The organism is Mycoplasmatota bacterium (assembly GCA_018394295.1).
Lineage (GTDB): Bacteria > Bacillota_I > Bacilli_A > Haloplasmatales > Haloplasmataceae > JAENYC01.
Window position 1 is genome coordinate 2,152,764 of record CP074573.1, and the last position, 18,102, is coordinate 2,170,865.

The 18,102-nt window shown below is 29.2% G+C and carries 20 protein-coding genes; 5 read left to right on the plus strand and 15 right to left on the minus strand.

Annotated elements, in window-relative coordinates:
• Positions 1-33: 33 nt before the first annotated feature.
• The gene (gene dapD / locus KHQ81_09900; GenBank protein ID QVK17199.1) at positions 34-729 is read right to left on the minus strand and encodes a 2,3,4,5-tetrahydropyridine-2,6-dicarboxylate N-acetyltransferase; all 696 of its coding nucleotides are present in this window, start codon (positions 727-729) and stop codon (positions 34-36) included.
• Between the two features lie 332 nt (positions 730-1,061).
• Positions 1,062-1,520: a hypothetical protein gene (locus KHQ81_09905; GenBank protein ID QVK17200.1), complete on the minus strand. Its 459-nt coding sequence runs from the start codon at positions 1,518-1,520 to the stop codon at positions 1,062-1,064.
• A 197-nt stretch (positions 1,521-1,717) separates the two neighbouring features.
• On the opposite strand from KHQ81_09905, the gene KHQ81_09910 reads away from it, so the two are divergent.
• Positions 1,718-1,975, plus strand: a complete 258-nt coding sequence (locus KHQ81_09910; protein QVK17201.1) for a hypothetical protein — start codon at positions 1,718-1,720, stop codon at positions 1,973-1,975.
• A 137-nt stretch (positions 1,976-2,112) separates the two neighbouring features.
• On the opposite strand, the gene KHQ81_09915 is transcribed toward KHQ81_09910, so the two are convergent.
• The 5 genes from KHQ81_09915 to KHQ81_09935 form a co-directional block, all read right to left on the minus strand.
• Entirely contained in the window at positions 2,113-3,327 is a 1,215-nt protein-coding gene (locus tag KHQ81_09915; protein ID QVK17202.1) for an ATP-grasp domain-containing protein, read from the minus strand.
• Positions 3,328-3,331: 4 nt separating this feature from the next.
• Positions 3,332-4,378, minus strand: coding sequence for a YheC/YheD family protein (locus KHQ81_09920; GenBank protein ID QVK17203.1), 1,047 nt, complete (start codon positions 4,376-4,378; stop codon positions 3,332-3,334).
• Positions 4,379-4,720: 342 nt separating this feature from the next.
• Positions 4,721-4,975, minus strand: a complete 255-nt coding sequence (locus tag KHQ81_09925; protein QVK17204.1) for a hypothetical protein — start codon at positions 4,973-4,975, stop codon at positions 4,721-4,723.
• A 449-nt stretch (positions 4,976-5,424) separates the two neighbouring features.
• Positions 5,425-6,807, minus strand: coding sequence for a hypothetical protein (locus KHQ81_09930; GenBank protein ID QVK17205.1), 1,383 nt, complete (start codon positions 6,805-6,807; stop codon positions 5,425-5,427).
• Between the two features lie 137 nt (positions 6,808-6,944).
• Entirely contained in the window at positions 6,945-7,814 is an 870-nt protein-coding gene (locus tag KHQ81_09935) for a diacylglycerol kinase family lipid kinase (protein QVK17206.1), read from the minus strand.
• Positions 7,815-7,972: 158 nt separating this feature from the next.
• On the opposite strand from KHQ81_09935, the gene KHQ81_09940 reads away from it, so the two are divergent.
• On the plus strand, positions 7,973-8,272 hold the full coding sequence (locus KHQ81_09940) for a hypothetical protein (GenBank protein QVK17207.1): 300 nt from the start codon (positions 7,973-7,975) through the stop codon (positions 8,270-8,272).
• 106 nt (positions 8,273-8,378) lie between these two features.
• Here the strand turns inward: KHQ81_09940 and KHQ81_09945 are convergent, their stop codons facing one another.
• Together KHQ81_09945 and KHQ81_09950 are read right to left on the minus strand one after the other, a co-directional pair.
• Positions 8,379-9,593: an ATP-grasp domain-containing protein gene (locus KHQ81_09945; protein QVK17208.1), complete on the minus strand. Its 1,215-nt coding sequence runs from the start codon at positions 9,591-9,593 to the stop codon at positions 8,379-8,381.
• Positions 9,594-9,608: 15 nt separating this feature from the next.
• Positions 9,609-10,988 carry a UDP-N-acetylmuramoyl-tripeptide--D-alanyl-D-alanine ligase gene (locus KHQ81_09950; protein QVK17209.1) on the minus strand — a complete coding sequence of 460 codons (1,380 nt, stop codon included), beginning with the start codon at positions 10,986-10,988 and terminating at the stop codon, positions 9,609-9,611.
• A gap of 247 nt (positions 10,989-11,235) precedes the next feature.
• On the opposite strand from KHQ81_09950, the gene KHQ81_09955 reads away from it, so the two are divergent.
• Positions 11,236-12,225, plus strand: coding sequence for a DUF2156 domain-containing protein (locus KHQ81_09955; GenBank protein ID QVK17210.1), 990 nt, complete (start codon positions 11,236-11,238; stop codon positions 12,223-12,225).
• A 41-nt stretch (positions 12,226-12,266) separates the two neighbouring features.
• Here the strand turns inward: KHQ81_09955 and KHQ81_09960 are convergent, their stop codons facing one another.
• From KHQ81_09960 to KHQ81_09980, 5 genes are all read right to left on the minus strand, one after another.
• Positions 12,267-13,643, minus strand: coding sequence for a UDP-N-acetylmuramoyl-tripeptide--D-alanyl-D-alanine ligase (locus KHQ81_09960; protein ID QVK17211.1), 1,377 nt, complete (start codon positions 13,641-13,643; stop codon positions 12,267-12,269).
• A complete protein-coding gene (locus KHQ81_09965; GenBank protein QVK17212.1) occupies positions 13,621-14,667 on the minus strand; it encodes a YheC/YheD family protein in 1,047 nt (348 codons plus the stop codon). Before KHQ81_09965 ends, KHQ81_09960 begins: the two co-directional genes overlap by 23 nt.
• A 127-nt stretch (positions 14,668-14,794) precedes the next feature.
• A complete protein-coding gene (locus KHQ81_09970; GenBank protein ID QVK17213.1) occupies positions 14,795-15,667 on the minus strand; it encodes an NAD(P)-dependent oxidoreductase in 873 nt (290 codons plus the stop codon).
• Positions 15,668-15,789: 122 nt separating this feature from the next.
• Complete coding sequence (locus KHQ81_09975; GenBank protein QVK17214.1) at positions 15,790-16,053, minus strand: phosphocarrier protein HPr; 264 nt, start codon at positions 16,051-16,053, stop codon at positions 15,790-15,792.
• A 65-nt stretch (positions 16,054-16,118) separates the two neighbouring features.
• Positions 16,119-16,784 (minus strand): PTS transporter subunit EIIB, encoded by a 666-nt coding sequence (locus tag KHQ81_09980; GenBank protein ID QVK17215.1) that lies wholly within the window; start codon positions 16,782-16,784, stop codon positions 16,119-16,121.
• Between the two features lie 284 nt (positions 16,785-17,068).
• On the opposite strand from KHQ81_09980, the gene KHQ81_09985 reads away from it, so the two are divergent.
• Both KHQ81_09985 and KHQ81_09990 read left to right on the plus strand, forming a co-directional pair.
• Entirely contained in the window at positions 17,069-17,284 is a 216-nt protein-coding gene (locus KHQ81_09985; protein QVK19614.1) for a hypothetical protein, read from the plus strand.
• 155 nt (positions 17,285-17,439) lie between these two features.
• Positions 17,440-17,622, plus strand: coding sequence for a hypothetical protein (locus tag KHQ81_09990; GenBank protein ID QVK17216.1), 183 nt, complete (start codon positions 17,440-17,442; stop codon positions 17,620-17,622).
• 80 nt (positions 17,623-17,702) lie between these two features.
• Here the strand turns inward: KHQ81_09990 and mgsA are convergent, their stop codons facing one another.
• A complete protein-coding gene (gene mgsA, locus KHQ81_09995; protein ID QVK17217.1) occupies positions 17,703-18,074 on the minus strand; it encodes a methylglyoxal synthase in 372 nt (123 codons plus the stop codon).
• Positions 18,075-18,102 lie beyond the last annotated feature (28 nt).

The window sequence follows — 18,102 nt, forward strand, 5'->3', positions numbered from 1 at the left end:
TGATTATTTCATAATAAATCTAAGAAACTACTTCTATCTTAAATCATCAGATATAATCGTTTTTTTATTTGTTAGCTCATCTCGATATTTTAAAAACTTCGCTTTATTTCCTACATAAACTGCGTTTTCTAAAACATCATCGCACACAACACACCCTGCCCCTATCACTGCATTTTTATGAATATGAACCCCTTCTAAGACCACTGAATTAGCTCCTACAATCACATTGTCTTCAATAATAACCCCTTTAGCTGAAACAGGCTCTATTACACCAGCGATTACAGCGCCTGCACTAATATGACAATTCCGTCCAATATGTGCTCTAGAACCAATCACCGCATTCATATCAATCATCGTCTTTTCTCCAATATAAGCACCAATATTAATCACAGCCCCCATTAAAATTACCGCTTGGTCACAAATCGTTACATTCTCACGTATGATAGCACCTGGTTCAATTCTTGCATTCGTTTCATAATATTTTAATAATGGGATAGCTGTATGATGATGATTATATTCAATATAATAGTCATCAATAAATTGTTGATGACTATTAATAAACTTTTGAACCTCTTCATATTCTCCAATCAATATCACAAATTGGCTACATGCAAAACCTTTTATATCCTTTGGTATAACTAAAGCATCAAAGCGCCCGCTACAATACACTTTAACAGTTGTTCTTTTCTTTTGTTTTTTTATATAATCAATTAAATTAGTTGCATCCAATTTATCCCTCTTTTCTATTCAATTAGTTAATAAATCATATTCATTATTACTTATCAATATGATTAATTAACTATTTATCCCTTATGTTATTATGCTTTTTATTCCCTCTTGTTTTTTCAACATATACTAATAATGAATCTCTTTATGAAAGGAGTTCTATGATTGAAAGATAATAAAAATAGTTTGTGAGATTCATTCAAAGATATAGAAAGCGGTACTATTGTTTCAATACATTTACATGATCAAACGGAAATAATTTTAATTTTTAATTCCATCATAAATAATTGTATCTATAGGAGAACTACTGATGGAAATATCATCATCGATTGTAGTCACATTATTTCAGTATCCTGTTGTTTCCCATGTACCCCTACTATTTCAATCAATAATCCAGGAACAATTAGCTGCACTGTGGAACTATCAGGAAAAGTGACTTGTGCTGGACTGGGGTTAACAGGAATTACTGTTAATTTATCAAGCAACTCTAACATTATCCTTTTCTCTAATCCAACGCCAGTTACAGATATAAATGGTGTATTTTCTATAACCCTAATCATTCCACCACAAACACCCCCTACATCCGTTATTATTACTGGAACAGTAATTATTGATGGTAAAATCATTACAAACAACATCACAACAACAGTTGAATGCATCACCTGTAGAAATCCTACTTTAACTTTAAATTTACCAACCACACTTACCTGTGATGGTAATCCAGTTACTGGAGCTCTTGTATTTTTTGATATCACACCTGCTAACGATGTTGTGGATATTCCTAATCCATCCACAACAGATAATTCAGGTAACTGTACTGCAAGGCTTACACTTTTACCAGGAGCTAGCGGTACTTATACAATACAAGGGAGAACAACCCTTGGTGGAAATGAAGTAACAAGTCCAACAATCGAGTGTACTTGTAAAGTAAAATTAAACTTCAGAAAAAAATCAGTCTCCTGCTACGATAAATTTTAATAATTCGATTTTGATGGGTAATCTAAATATTTTTGTTGAAGAATGTGGTACATCGATTAATCAAGCTTGTAATCCAAATATCGATAACCTCAATTTTCAGTTTAAGGCAAGTAATGGAACAATTTTTCAATTTACTCAGGGACGTAGAATTTCACTTACCTATAGTAACAACACGGCAACTTTAATTGGTGTTATCCAAGGATCAATTAACAATGGTCCGAATCTAACCTATAATGTCACCATTATCGCAATAATTAATACTAGATCCTAATATGGCCGATTAACGCTAGTGATGGTACCAATACATTTAGTACTGTTTCGCCTTATACAGCTAATAGTTCCCCTAACACATTTATTACTAGTTGTACATAAAAGATTAAAAACTACCCTACTCGGTAGTTTTTAATCTTATTCTCTTAATATATGAAATTTTATTTTACTTGCAGCTATTTTCGCATTAATTTTTGCTTGATGTTCATCTTGACCATTTGCGATAACATATGCGTATCGATACCCCATTGATGTTGGTGTATATATCGTAGAACCCCTCTGTGGTTTGATAAACACCTTAATTACACCGAATTTATTTAATGCTTCATTTCTCCCAGTTACCTTCAGTAATTTACCCGATAATAAACTGATAAGATATTGTGCATTTGTATACATTTCATATTTTGGAGTCAGCTGAAGTGGCTTTTTCAATGCTAAATTAAGCGTTTGTTCTGCTAAATTGATTCCTAATCCATAAAATATAAATTCATTCATCGCAACACCAGAAATTCTCGGATTAATTTCAATTAGTTTCCACTGATTGTTCACATAACGCATTTCTAAATGACATGCCCCATTTTTCATTCCGTGACACATAACAATTTCAGTCACCGCTTCTCTTAAAGATTGTTCAAATTCACTATCTAAATCAAGCTTTAACTGATACCCTGTTACAATCGAATGCCCACTATATATATAAATCTCTTGTTGAATAATCGCAACAATTTTGATTTCTTTATTTTCTACTAGTGATTCAACTAAAAACTGTGGTCCTTTAATATATTGTTCAACAATCACCTGATCATGATATCCATTTGATAATCTTTCTAGTCTATCTAAATACTCGCTTACGCTATTGACTAAATAAACATCCTTAGACCCCGTTGAATTTGGCTTTTTTAAAATTAGTGGTAACCTATGATAAATCTCATCAACTGATTCATAATAATTATCTTTTAATATTTTATACCAAGGTACATAAGGTGTTTGTTTTATACATTCGCGAGATAATAGTTTATCATGCATTTTAAATATCGCATCACTTGTAAAACATCCTACACCAAATTCATCAGCTAATAAACTAGCGATATATACATAGGAATCGACAAAAGAAATTATTGTTTCAATTTCTAAACCATTTTCTTGAAGTTCACTAATATTTCTTTTTAAATCAACGTAATCTGTGACGTTACAGAACACCATTTGTGACACATCTGGATAGGCTTCTTGGTTACGAATTTGGTTAATTCTACTTGTCAATAATACTGTTTTATAACCTAATCGTCTAGCTGCTTTTATGGCTTCTCTACTAGAACCAGATTTTTGTGTACCTATAAATATGATTGATTTCATTTTATCACCTGTTTACACGTTGATTCTTAGCTAAATAAATCGCATAATTGATCGTGTTTTTAACAACATCTAATTCTAAATAAAAAGTTGGAGGACATCCAGGACGCCAATTCACTTCAAAAATCCAAATTTTATTCATATCATCTAACCCAGCATCTATACCCAATTCATCAATTGTTTCATTGAAAAATTTTAGTTGTAGCTCATCCATTTTTTTCGATAGTTTAATACTAAAATGTTCAAGATATTGCTTAATATCATAATATTTTTCACCATATTCTTGTTTAAGAAAAGGTACTAAATAATTAGTCGAACCACCATTACTAATATTAGATACTATACTGCCTGGTGGACTAATTCGAGGATAAATAGCGGTTATCACCCATTTACCTTCCCCATTCTTTTGCGTATGAAGTCTAAAATCATAGGCATTACCAGTTTTGGTTTTACAATTTATATATGGTTGTATTAAATACTTTTCTTCTTTCAATTTCTTAGAAACATAGTCAAGAAGTTCATCTTTGTTTAAGAGAGTTTCTTCATCTTCAGAGTGAAGATAATACTTTTCTTCTTTTGGTTCAATGAAAGTTATATCCTGTCCTTTATGTCCATTCACTGGTTTTATAACCAAATTATGATACATTTCTAAGTGTTTTATAAAATGATTTAACGAGTAAATAATATGCGTAGGAATAAGATAATGTGAAAATGTCCCATCTTCTTTCAGTCGATTATAGACTGATATTTTATTTCCAATAGAATGGGTTGTAAATGGAATTATTTCTTTTAATTGCCTAATGATTGAATCAGATTGTTTAAATTTCTCTGGACTTCCTGTATTGTAAATAACATCTGGAAATCTACTTTCTACCCTTTCCCACTTTCCTTCACGATAAAAATATCCATAAATTCTTCTTTTCTTAAAGTCAACTGCTTTAGGAGAAAAATACAGTAATTCTGCACCTTCCGCTTTCGCAACAACTGCATATGAATAGGATTTTCTCACTTTCCCTGGATCCTTACGATGATGCAACATACCAATAATAATCACGATATCCCTCCTCAGATAATAATATTTGCAAGGTATTTCTTACAAGTATTTTCTTTATTTTCAATGGCTAGTTGCCATTAAAATTTTTCAAATGTGTAGACCTGATGTTACAATATTTGTATAAATATTTGGTAAAGTTCAATGCTAAATCCCCGAGCGAAACAAAGAATTTTGTTAAGGATTTTTAAACTTTCATCATGACACTTGAATCATAAACTTATTAAACAGATTTTACATCACCATAAATGTCTTAGCAGCATTAGATAATACATTTAGGGATTGAAGGTTTAGTGTGCGAGACAGAAGTTAGTTCAAGTGATTAGGTCTACACTTTGATTAACGTTAAATCTTGATTTCAAGATGAAAGATGGGATTTTCTACGAAGCAATTAACTTCTACCTTGCTTATTGGGATTGATGTTTGTTTATGAACTAATGTGATATTGTGATCTTGATTATTCATGAAATAAACTACTAAAAACAAAACTAATAATAACCAATTTAGTACTGAACAACTAGTCGATAATCCTATTTTAACATTTAGTTTAACTTGGAACTCTAAACAGTCAGTTAATTTCACAAGCAAAATAAATATCACACAGTGGTAATCCTTATCTAAGAGGTTACGTTATGGAAGCTACTAATAACACTAGAAAGAACTATATATAATGAAAGTAAAAACCCATAAACTTAAAATAGCTCTCGCACTAATACCACGTAAATTCATTTGAATGATCTTTGCTATGCAGCGTAAAAATCAACTCTATTCCAACAAAGGGATAGACAATTTGACTGAATACTCAATTTTTAAAAATTATATATCTAGTAATTTATTTCAATATACTATTGTATAAATAAGAGAGTTCTTTTTATTTCAGTAATATCCTTGACATATTACCAGAATGCTTTTCTATAATGAAGTAAAGTAAGCTATATTATTTTATGGTATTTCAATAAAATTGAAAATGACTTTTATCTTGTTATCAGAATTAATAATGAAAATTAGTCTCTTAAAGTTAATGATTTCATACAAAAACAAAAGAGACCTTATGGTCTCTCAATCATTTTAAATAACATTTTTTTAATATCAAGATTATGATAATAAGTCTTTAAAATAACAACACTATCGTTTAGAATGAAGTTTTTTATATATGGAATACACTCATCAATGGTTCTAAAAGAATATAATAATGGCTTTTTCGCACCAGTTTTTAATGCACCTTTAATTACTTCATCAGCATATTGACCAATTGCGACTAAATAAGAATAATGTATTGTTTTAGTATACCTACCCATTTCTTGGTGAATTATTTTTTGATATTTCTCATTCTTGTTAACTGTTTTGTCTAAATCACCTAAAATTAAAATGATTGGTTTACTAGTATATATTTTTGAGACTTCATCAAGTAAACCTTTAACGCTTAAAATATTAGAACCATACTGATCATTAATAATAAGCGAATTATTAATTCCTTTTATACATTCGCTATGTCCTTTTAATTGTTGATAATTACCTAATCCTTTAATGATAGATTCATTTGACAACCCACATAATAATCCTACTAATATTGCGCACAATGCATTTTTAACTTGATATTGACCAAATGTATTAATACAACAGTTTAACTCAACTTGATCTAAATGCGCCTTAAACATCGTTTTTCCATCTTGATATCTGATATCAGTAGCGTAAATATCCGCATCACTTTGTAGACCATAACGGTAAACTTTACCTTTTACTTTATCTAGTGGGCAAGTTGTATTGTCACTATCGATTATTAATACTTGATTTTCTTTTATATTATCTTTTAAGTCTCTATACATATGCATTTGACTATGTTCAATCTGAGTCACAACATAAATTGTTGGCTCTATAATATCTGATATAAAAGGGAGTAATCCTTTCTGTTTTATTTTTGTTTCTAAAATACAAGCTTGATGTTTTGATTCCAATTTAAATAAATAATAACTCATCTTTGAAATATCGTTATACTGCGAACGATTAGTTAAACAAATTAACTCTTCTTGTAATATACTCTTCATCATTTCTTTTATGGTCGTTTTACCGATAGTACCTATAATTTCAATCATAGGTATCTCTACTGCTTCTCGTACAAATTTCACCATTTGATAAAAAGCTTGGTACAAATCGTAAACTTTAATAATACCAATAGATGCTTTCTGCCATTTAGATGAATCTATCTTTGTATTTTCTTCAACAACAACCCCAGCTATTTTATATTTTGATAAATGACTAATTAAATAGTCCTCATCATGAATCTTTTGAGTTAAAAAATACAAACTTCCTTCTTTAAATGAGTAACCTGATTTCATAAAACCATTAATTTTAACCCCTTCTGGCCAATAAGTGATTTCTCCATCTATAATATCTTTCACTTCAGAAACAGAATAATCGCTAATATGACTCACCTCCTGCATTACAAATTTACAATTTGCATTACAAATCATCTTATTAATAGAATACGTTTAAAACCGTATATTGCTTGTGTATGTATGTCATTTTTTATAAACATAAAAAAAAACAACTAAAATTAGTTGTTTTAAAATTAATACCTGATCATTTTCACACTTTTAGGAATAATTTTCACTTCAATTGGCGAGTCAAATTCATATAGTTCTCCATCAATTCCACAAACAACAGAGTCCTCATTTGTTTCAATTAAGAAATGTCGTTTGCTTTCAAATTTAACTAGTTTCTTAAATTTAAAATGCTTCCCTGAAAATACAGATGGAAATAATAATAATAATTTAAATCGATTCATTTTTTTTACAGTACATAAATCTAAAATACCATCATTGATTTCTGAGAAAGGATTTATTTTCATCCCTCCCCCATAAAACTTTCCATTATGGATAGTTGATAGATACAACCGCTTTTCTTCATCATTAATTTTATAATATTCACATTTATAAGTAATCAATGTTGATATAACAGCACATAAATAGGCTAATCCACCATGTAAAAATCGTTTAAATTTTACTGATTGTTTTAAAATAGCAACGTCAAAACCAAAACTAATGTAATTTAAAAAATAACGACCTTTAACCTGTCCAACATCAATCACTACATGTTGATTCTTTTCTATCATATTAAAAACTTTATCAATTTTCTTAGGTAACCTTAATACACGTGCGAAATCATTTCCTGAACCAAATGGAATCACACCAAAAAAGACATCAAGTCCAACAATCGCATTTAAAACTTCATGTGCTGTTCCATCCCCACCAACTGCAAATACATGTGTGATGTTATTTTCTAAGATTATACTTTTTAAATCATTTGCATATTGATAAGGTTGTGTTTCATAAGTCATAAAATCAATATTATTATCTCTTAATAAAATCGCTAATTGATTCATTTTCGCTTTTGCTTTATTTTTTCCCGAAACAGGATTCACTGCAAATAAATACTTCATATTAAACCCTCTATTTTCAAATTTTTAATTAATAATACTATTATACAAAAAAAACTTGTCAAAGTAAATTTTTTTTCGTCGAAATAGGTACTATTCCTATGCAAAATGTCATAGAAAACATAGACTAATGATATAAATATGATATTAGGAGGTTAAAAATGTATAGAAATCAATTTTCTCCAGTACCTTATCGAGCAATCCCATATAATGAAGTTCAAGGAGTTGATAATGAAGGGCGCTTTTTACCATTTTTAGCAGGAATCGCTATTACAGCTCCATTCTGGGCAGGAGGTTTTGGATATAAACGAAGATGCTGTTATCCTTACCCTACCCCTTATCCTTATCCATACCCAGTTCCTTACCCTTACCCTTATCCCTACCCATATACTTATAATACTTATCAAGGAGTAGTTGGTTCACCTTACAGTTATTATTATGGTAGACCTTATGTTTATTAATTTTTTAAAATCATGATAAGCGAAGAACTGAGTTGAGTTTACCTTAAATTAAATAAATATCATGAAAAAAATAGCAGCTATCCGCTATTTTTTTTTAAATAAAATACTAGGATCGAATTTTAAAATGTATTTCTTTAATCGCACTTTTCGCATTTTGGATTGCCTTTTCTTTATTTTCTCCTGTAGCCAAAACATAAGCATAACGATTTCCCATAGATTTTGGTAGACATACAATATTCCCTTTTCGTGGTTTAATATATACTTTTATAACCCCTTTTTTCTGCATTGCCCTTTTTTTGCCTGTCACCGTTTCGATGGTACCTGCCTTTGGAACCGTGATATATTGAATATAAGCATGCTTTTTATATTTGGGTTTAATATCTACATATTGATTCAATGCCAATTTTAATGTTTCTTTCGTCAAATCAATCCCATAGCCTGCTTTAATTAATTGATTCATCCCTCCACCTGAGATGCGTGGATTAATTTCAATTAGCTTCCATATTCCATTTACATATCTTAATTCAAGGTGACAAGCGCCATTTTTCATACCATGTAAATAAATGATATCAGAAATAGCCCTTTTTAATGGTTGGTATAATGATACTGATGGGTTTATAACTAAATTATAACCTGTCACAATAAAATGATGATTGATTAAACTAATATCTTGTTCAACAATACCTATAATGTGAATCAAACCTCTAATAACTAAGACTTCTACTAAATATTGCGGTCCTTCTAAATATTCTTCAATTAATATTTTTTGTTTGGGATATTTTTTTCTTAAATTTTTTACTTGTTGTTTATATTGATCATAATTTTTTATTTTATAAACGTCTTTTGATCCTGTAGATTGGGGTGATTTTACAATACACGGAAGTATTTTAGTAATTTCATCTTTTGTATAGGGCATGTCGTGTTCTAAAACCTTAAATTGAGGACTGTAAGTCGAATGCTTCATCAGTTCTCTTGATAATACTTTATTTTCCATCTGATAAATCGCATTCGTTGTAAAATGATTCACAGCATATTCTTCAGCTAAGCGACATGCAGTGTAGATATATGAATCAACAAAACTAACGATTGCTTTGATATCAAAAGCTTTTAATTCTAATTGTTTAATCATCGTTTTCATTGCTTCTACATCATTTAAGTCACAATACCTCATTATATGAACATCCATAAACTCTTCCCGTTGGACCATATTCTTTTTTTTGTTTGTAAAAAGAACAGTGAAAAACCCAAGATCCTGTGCTGCTTTAATTGCTTCACGACTTGAACCTGATTTTTGCGTACCTATAAAAATGATTGTTTTCATATGTTTATCCCTCCCTTACCTATCGTCTTTAATTAAATGCTTAATGATATTTTTCATTTTATTATCTAACATTGAAGTTTTAAATAGGACCCTAACATTTGGTTTCAACAAACGTGATAAAACCATCTTAATTTCATCTTCATTGTGGCAGTGAAAAATATTTTTTTCATCCATTCCATTCAATATCGCTTCATCTCCTATTTGTTTAGAAAACTGATCGATTGTGACTAGATAATCAATCTCATAATCAACTATCATTTTTCCAATTTCCTTACATTGTTCTGATGCAAAATGGCCCAGGTAAGAAATATTCCCTAACACAACAACTTTAGTGTTACCTCTATAGTTAAATGTTTTGAATGCTGCCTTTATAGAAGTAGGATTAGAACTCCAGGTATCATCAATAATAACACTATCATTTAACCCTTTATGTATTTCGAAATGTGATTTAATGGGCTTGAATGAAGCGATATGAGTTATTGCTTTTTTAAGTGGCATTCCTAATATATCTAAGACAGCTAAAGCACTCAAAGCATTATACACATTGTGTTCTCCTAAACAAGGGATACTCACTTTATATTTTTCTTTTTTATGGTATAGTGTAAAACACATCTTGTCATGCTCAAACCGGATTTTCGAAGCAGTATAATCTGATTTATGTTTAATTCCAAAAGTTTTTAGTTTCCCTTTATATGTGCTAAAATCTATTTTTTTTATATTTTCATCATCACCATTAATAATTAAAGTTCCTTTATTTTTAAGTGCTGAAATCATTTCACCCTTAGCTCGAATGTAGTTATCTAATGTTTTACAACCACTTAAATGATCAATCCCAATATTTGTGATTACACCAATCGATGGTTTAAAAAATTTAGCACTATAAATAATCTCACCTGGTTCCGTTAAAGCTGTTTCATAAACACCATATGTTTTGGTATCATCGATATCCATTAAGTAATCATGATTAAACCTAAGTGAATTTTTACTTAGTACAGTCCCTGTGATATGATATTCTTTCGCTAAAACTTGTTTAATCATTTCCTTTGTGGTTGTTTTCCCACAAGTACCTGTCACCGCAATTGTTTTAATTGAAAAAAGACTACGATAATACTTGATAAACTGTTCGTAAGTTCTATCAATATCTAAAACAAAAAGAAATTTTTCTTTTAGATAGAGATTATTTTTTAAAAGGGGTTGATCAGTCACAATATAACAATGTTGTAATTGTTCAAATTTTTTCACATTTATAGTTAATTTTTTATTTAAATGAAAAACAAGGGTGTTGTTATCAATATCATTAACTGATGTCACAACGCGTTTAATCTTTATAGGTGTTACAGGAACAGGAGTTATTCTTAACACCTCACATAATTTATTTAATTCCAATATTTTCATTTACTGCTCACCTTCTTAATAATGTCAACTATTCTTGGTATAAAATAAACTTTATTATAGTATATGAAAAGAAAACATTATTGTATGGGTATTAAAATGAAGTATGATTAAGACATGATAAAATTAAACGATATAATCAATATGAATGTTTAAAAATAAATGCACATGATAGCTATCTTATTCAAAATCAACTGGTGTAACATATTATAAAAATAAATTAAGTATTGTTTAAAAGAAGGTGAATTATATGAATGTATGGTTAAAAAAGTTAAAAAACCATCCGAAGTATCAGTTATGGAATATGAAAGAAATAGAATTAAAAGATAAAGAAATATACGAAAAATACATTCAAGAAACAACTTATGAAGCAAGTGTGTGGTCTTCTAATTTTACTTATTTATGGGCACATACCAATTCAACCAAAGTTAACATCTTTAAAGCGATGATAGATGGTCTGTTAGTGACCTTTATTCTCTCTCATAAAGGAAGGTTATATTTACCCTGTTTACCTTTTGGAAAAGCTGATGTAGAACATCTTGTGGATGTTTTATTAAAATGCGCGAAATTATGTTTTGAATGGAATCAACAAAGTCGTTATTTTAACAAATCAACAATCAACCCGATTAATTCAATTCAATTAGACTTTCTTAAAACCTCACAACGATTCGAACATTATTTTCGAGAAGAGAGGTTAACAGGCTTAGAGCGACATTATTCAATCGATAAATTACTTGACTTAAGTGGAAAAGACTTTAGTAAAGTACGAAACAAAATCAATAAATTTAACCGAATGTATCCTAATTTGGTTATTAGAAACTATCAACCTGATGATTTTCAATCCATTATGGAATTAGGAGAAGGTTGGGAAAATACATCAGGAGGAAAATATCGACGTATCATAGATGGTTTTTATTTTGAACCAATCATTAGTCATTATAAAGAATTAAATCATATCATCATTGTTTTTGAACTAGATGGAAAAATTATCGGTATGACAACAGTAGAGATTTTACCAACGGGACAAGCGTGGGGATGCGTCACAAAGTTTATCAAAGATTATCATGGAATATCAGAAAAATTAACGATAGAAGTGATTAAAAAAATCCATGAAATAAACCCTCAAGTAAAGTACATTAATGTAGGTAGTGATTTAGGTAGTAAGGGATTAGCCTTTTTTAAAGAAAGATTCAGACCTGTTTTAAATTACGAAAGATACGCTGTGTTTTATAAATATTAATTAATAACAAATAAAAGAAGGCTTTGCCTTCTTTTATTTGTTTACTCATTTATAATATCATGGATTAATGTCGTAACTTCTTTATTTTTTATGGAAACTTTAAAAAGAACCATTGTATTCGAATCAAGCAAAGATTCTAAAGTACTTTTTAAATCTTCAATAGTTTTACAATATAGGATACGACTATTTTTCATATGATGATTGGCTGCACTTTTTGCAATCTGTTTAGAAAATATATCTAAGGTAATTAAAATATCAAACTTATAATCTACAATCATTTTCCCAATATTTTCATATTGTTCTAAAGCATAATCACCTAAATAAGAAATTTTACCTAATACAGCAATTTTAACTTTATCTTTACCCAACTCCTGTATTACTTCAAAAGCTGCTTTCATAGATGTTGGATTTGAACTCCAAGTATCATCAATAATAATACTTTTGTTGATTCCTTCATGAAAAGCTAAATGTGACCGAATAAAAGTTATAGAAGCTAAATCTTCTATGGCTTCCTCTATATTGATTCCTAGCTCATCTAAAACTGCTAATGCTGCTAAAGCGTTATAAACATTATGTTTACCATATCCAGGTATATAAGCTTTATATTTCTTATCTCGTGTTTTTAATGTAAAAGTCATTCCTTTATCTTTGTAGACAATCGCTTCTGCTTGATAATCAGAAACATTATCTATCCCAAAAGTTATGATTTTTCCTTTAAAAGGAGACATATCGATTTTTTTTATATTGTCATCATCATGATTAATAATCAATGTTCCTTGATAGTTAAGTCCAGCTAACATTTCTCCTTTAGTACGAATATAATTATCTACTGTTTTACAACCACTTAAATGGTCAATCCCGATATTAGTAATCACTCCAATCGTTGGTTTAAAGAAATTACAACCAAAAATTAGATTTCCTGGATAAGAAATAGCTGTTTCAAAAACACCATAATCTGTTTTATCGTCTATCCTTAATAGATAACCTAAATCAAATGAAAGGGCATTTTTATTACCAATTGTAGCTGCAACTGTAGATTTTTTCTCTAAAATTTGTTTAATGATTTCCTTTGTTGTTGTTTTTCCACACGTTCCTGTTATTGCTATAACAGGTAAATTAAATAATTTACGATAATAATCAATAAACTTTTGATAAGCCTTTTTAACATCTAATACATGTAAAAAGAATGACACTTTTTCTTTATTATTGTTTAATATGGGTTGATCTGTTACGATAAAACAGTTTTTTGATTTATTAAATAACTTAAAATCTAACTCCTCTTTTTTATTTAAATGAAAAACTAGCGTATCATCCTTTATTTTCTTAATATCATTTTCTACATGATATATAACAGTATCTTCATTGTGAGTTGTTACATTTAGCAGTTCTTTTATTTTATTTAATCTTAATTCTTTCATCCTTATAACCTCCTCTTTTTTGATTCGCAATATGATATGCATACATAACCGCATTATATGCAGTTATGGATTGGATATAAAGATGTCCTGGTCGCCAATTCACTTCATAAATCCATATCTTCTTATTTTCATCTATTCCTATGTCAATTCCTAGTTCATCAAATTCATGATTGTATAAAGACTCAAAATGTTTAGCAAACTGTAATGAAAATAATTCTAAATACCTTTTTATATTAAAATAATCATCTTCAAATTCTTCAAATAAAAAACTATCTATACTAGTGATTTGACCACCCTGATCCAAATTTGTAGCTATTTTACCTTTCAATCCAATCTTAGGATAAATAATGGTATTCAACCATTTTCCATCTTTATCTTTTTGTAGATGTAATCGTATATCATAAGGATCACCAGTTTTTCTTCTACAAAGAACATATTTTTGTAGTAAGATCCTATTATCTTTTAATAAATCACTTATATAATCAAGTAAATCTAAACGATTCATTTTTTTTATCTTTTCTTTTTCTTTTACTATAAACATTTCATTGTCTTTTTCAATATATAAAACATTATTCCCATGTTTACCGTCTATGGGTTTAAGAATGACTTGTGAATGATGATTAAGGAATATTAATGCATCAATTGGTTTTTTTATTCTCGCAAAAGGCAACAAATATTTTACGAATAATTTCCCTTTTTCTATTCTTTTATATATTGATAATTTTGTTCCGACAGGAAAACTTGTAAATGGAATTAATTTCTTTAACTCTTGATATATTTCTATTTGTTTTTTTGTTTTGGGTCCAACAACATTCATTACAACATCTGGATAGGGATATTCTTTTTCTATCCAATTACCATCTTCATAAGCTAAACCCAATATGGTTTTTGTTTTCAAATTAACACCCTTTGATGAAAAGAAGAAAAACTCTATTCCTTCCATCTTCGCAACAGATGCATAGTTATAGGCTCTAGAAACCTTATCCGGTTTTGCTCGATAATGAAACATCCCAATTAGGGGCATATATATCACCTCATATCTAGAATACTAGTATATAATAAAGTATGAAAAAAAAGTGGTATTGATTGGGTAATGGGGTTGTGTGTCATAAAAAAAAACCTATAAAATCATTTTTATAGGTTTATAATCATTAAATTGTATCATCTTCATAATATTTTATAATTGCTTGTGTCCCCAGATTACCATATCCATTTTCCATTAAACTCGAATATAAACTTTCAACTAAATCCAGACCTGGTAAATCAAGTGCAACATTACGAGCTTCATCTTGCGCTAGATGCATATCCTTAATAAAATGTTTAATGAAGAAGCCTGGTTTATAATCTTTGCTCACAATTTTAGGTGCATTATTATCAAGTTGCCAACTGCCTGCAGCACCTTTAGAAATACTTTTTAACACTGCTTCAACGTTCAAGTTTGCTTGTTTAGCGTAAACCAATGCCTCAACCATACCAATCATATTGCCTGCAATGACAATTTGATTAACCATTTTAGTATGTTGTCCACTTCCAGCATGACCTTGATAAACAACATTTTTACCTAATGTATCAAATATTTCTTTACATTCAATGAAAATATCTTCATCTCCACCAACCATAATTGATAAGGTTGCATTTTGAGCACCAACGTCTCCACCTGAAACAGGAGCGTCCAATACATGAATATTTTTAGTTCGTGCTTTTTGATCTATTTCTTTTGCTAAAGAAGGGGATGAGGTTGTCATATCAATCAATATTGTATTCGGATTACATGAATTTATTAATCCATTCTTTCCTAAATAAACATCTTGGACATCCGTATGTAATCCTACAATGGTTATAATCAAATCACAATTTTGAGCTAAGTCACCAATCGTCGGACACCAAGTCGCTCCCTTTTCAATTAATGGTTCAGCTTTTTTTTCAGTTCGTGTATAAATATATAATGCTTTATATTTATCTAATAAATGTAAAGCCATTGGTATCCCCATTACACCTAATCCAATAAAACCTATTTTTTTCATGTTTTAATCCTCTCCTTGAGGTTATATTTTAACTTTATATATTATAACTTCTTTTTTATTAAAATGCAACATTAGATAAATTTAGCGCAATTAAAAAGCTGACATAAGTCAGCTGTTTAAAATTACTTAGAAATTCCTTGAGCCTTTAATTCTTGTTCAATAGCTTCAAGTGCTTCACTTTCATCATCACCTGTAGCAATTATGTTTATTTCAGCTCCTTGACGTATACCTAAAGACATAACACCCATAATAGATTTCAGGTTCACTTTACGTCCTTGATATTCAAGTGTTAGTTCACTTGCATATTTGCTAGCTGCATTTACTAATTTAGTAGCAGGACGAGCATGTACACCTGCTTCATCTGTTACGATAAATTTTTTTTCCATTGATGTTTCTCCCCTTTTATGTTATTTTACTATATTTTACAACAAATTGGAAACATTTACAACCATTAAACTTGTGTTAAATATGCTTTAATCGCATTTTCTAAATCTTCAGCATTACTACCAATTACAGCTTGAAGTTTATTTCCAGCTATAAATGCACCTTTTGCACCAGAATTTTTCATGCTTTCTAAATCGACTGCTTTAATATCTTTTAATTCAACCTTTAGACGACTATACTCATACGAAACAGAAAGTATATTCTCTTTACCACCTAATAGATTGAGAAAGTTTTCAACCACTTGATTGTTAACCACAATTTTTGCTTCTTGTGATTTTTTAATATAATAGTTATCATATAAAAATAAACTCATAAAATAAATCATATAAAGTATAAGAATACTACCAAAATAATAATAGTAATCTACCGCAAAATACAAGAAAACATAACTAACAATCAATGAAGTCAAAATTAAAGCATATCGCGAATAAATCAATTTAGTTTTACGAATATGTCTAATATATAAATTAAACACTTGTCTTGAAGCATACAACACACTACCTACCATAAACAATAGATAAAAAATAATTAAGATACTTATTTTAAAACCATACGAATAGTTAAAATGATAATAAATATCAATATTATTTTGTGTAATAAATAAATTAACTATGTAAAATAAAATAAATATTATGGCGATAATCAATAAATTGACTAAATTTGCTTTTTTCATGAACTTTCCTCCTGTAATTATTTTAACGTGTTTTAAAAATATATCAAGACTTAATTTATTAATTTAACATTATTTTTATTATATCATAAAAATGATAAACTATTAAAATTTACAATTCTAATTAGATATAGGATATTTATTTAAGTATATAAATACATTTTTATAATATCACTACAAATAACCCATCCATATAATTTGTATAAGCATTTAATATAGTAACATCAAATGATGGAGGTGATATATTGAATATTTTCCCTAACAATAACTTAATATGTCCACGACCAATAGCTAACCCAGTTGCTCCAGTTGAAAAAAGAAGAAGACGATTAGATGGTTTACAAGAAGGTGATGCAATATTAGTTCAATCGCCATCAGGAATATGTGAACAAGGAATATTTTTAAGACTTGAAGATAATTTTTTAGTTTGGGCGAGGAATATTTCAGGAACAACATATATCGCAGTAACCAGTTTAGATGCAATTAGCATCACAAAAGTATAAGAGGACATTTCAAGAGAAATGCCCTTAGTCACAAAATAGACTCTGTAAAAATACAGAGTCTATTTTATTTTATGAGATAGTTATTAAATAAATGATAAATATGCCCGAAAATTGTTTAAATACATATAATAATAGTGAGTTAGGGAGATGATATTATGGGTGTATTCGATTCACTGGTTGAAGGCGATCAAATCCATGTGATTGCTGCAAGTGGTCATTCAGATACAGGCGTATTTCTACGAGTTGAAAATGATTTTCTAATTTGGGTTAAAAACAATGCTGGAAGTGCAGTTTACGCCCTTACTAGTTTAGATGGAATTAGTATCTTTAAAGTCTAAATACTAAAAGCACTAAAACAAACTATTTAGTGCTTTTTTTGTTCTAAACAAGACGTAATAAAAAATTAATTGACATCTTCTTAATACTCATCTTGAATACTGTCTAATAATTTTTCTGCTGTGTTCATATTGGTTGCTAATGCTACATTATAGACATCACATAATCGTAATAATGCACTAACATCAGGTTCATGTGGCTGAGCTGTTAATGGATCACGTAAAAATATAACAATATCAATTTTATGATTAGCGACCATAGCTCCTATTTGTTGATCGCCACCTAATGGACCTGATTTCATCCGATTAACCTGTAATTTAGTATCTCCCATAATATGCAATCCTGTCGTACCTGTTGAATATAAATCATGTCGCATAAAAACCTCTTCAAACCTTTTTGTTAAACCAACCATCTCTGCTTTCTTTTTATCATGAGCGATTAAAGCTATATTCATCGTTACCTCCACATCATATGATAGTTAT

Bases quoted from the DNA above. Each gene is read 5' to 3' on its own strand.
- KHQ81_09910 (QVK17201.1), top strand. From the start codon at position 1,718: ATGGGTAATCTAAATATTTTTGTTGAAGAATGTGGTACATCGATTAAT.
- KHQ81_09915 (QVK17202.1), bottom strand. From the start codon at position 3,327: ATGAAATCAATCATATTTATAGGTACACAAAAATCTGGTTCTAGTAGA.
- KHQ81_09935 (QVK17206.1), bottom strand. From the start codon at position 7,814: ATGAAGTATTTATTTGCAGTGAATCCTGTTTCGGGAAAAAATAAAGCA.
- KHQ81_09940 (QVK17207.1), top strand. From the start codon at position 7,973: ATGTATAGAAATCAATTTTCTCCAGTACCTTATCGAGCAATCCCATAT.
- KHQ81_09945 (QVK17208.1), bottom strand. From the start codon at position 9,593: ATGAAAACAATCATTTTTATAGGTACGCAAAAATCAGGTTCAAGTCGT.
- KHQ81_09950 (QVK17209.1), bottom strand. From the start codon at position 10,988: ATGAAAATATTGGAATTAAATAAATTATGTGAGGTGTTAAGAATAACT.
- KHQ81_09955 (QVK17210.1), top strand. From the start codon at position 11,236: ATGAATGTATGGTTAAAAAAGTTAAAAAACCATCCGAAGTATCAGTTA.
- KHQ81_09960 (QVK17211.1), bottom strand. From the start codon at position 13,643: ATGAAAGAATTAAGATTAAATAAAATAAAAGAACTGCTAAATGTAACA.
- KHQ81_09965 (QVK17212.1), bottom strand. From the start codon at position 14,667: ATGCCCCTAATTGGGATGTTTCATTATCGAGCAAAACCGGATAAGGTT.
- KHQ81_09970 (QVK17213.1), bottom strand. From the start codon at position 15,667: ATGAAAAAAATAGGTTTTATTGGATTAGGTGTAATGGGGATACCAATG.
- KHQ81_09975 (QVK17214.1), bottom strand. From the start codon at position 16,053: ATGGAAAAAAAATTTATCGTAACAGATGAAGCAGGTGTACATGCTCGT.
- KHQ81_09980 (QVK17215.1), bottom strand. From the start codon at position 16,784: ATGAAAAAAGCAAATTTAGTCAATTTATTGATTATCGCCATAATATTT.
- KHQ81_09990 (QVK17216.1), top strand. From the start codon at position 17,440: ATGGGTGTATTCGATTCACTGGTTGAAGGCGATCAAATCCATGTGATT.
- mgsA (QVK17217.1), bottom strand. From the start codon at position 18,074: ATGAATATAGCTTTAATCGCTCATGATAAAAAGAAAGCAGAGATGGTT.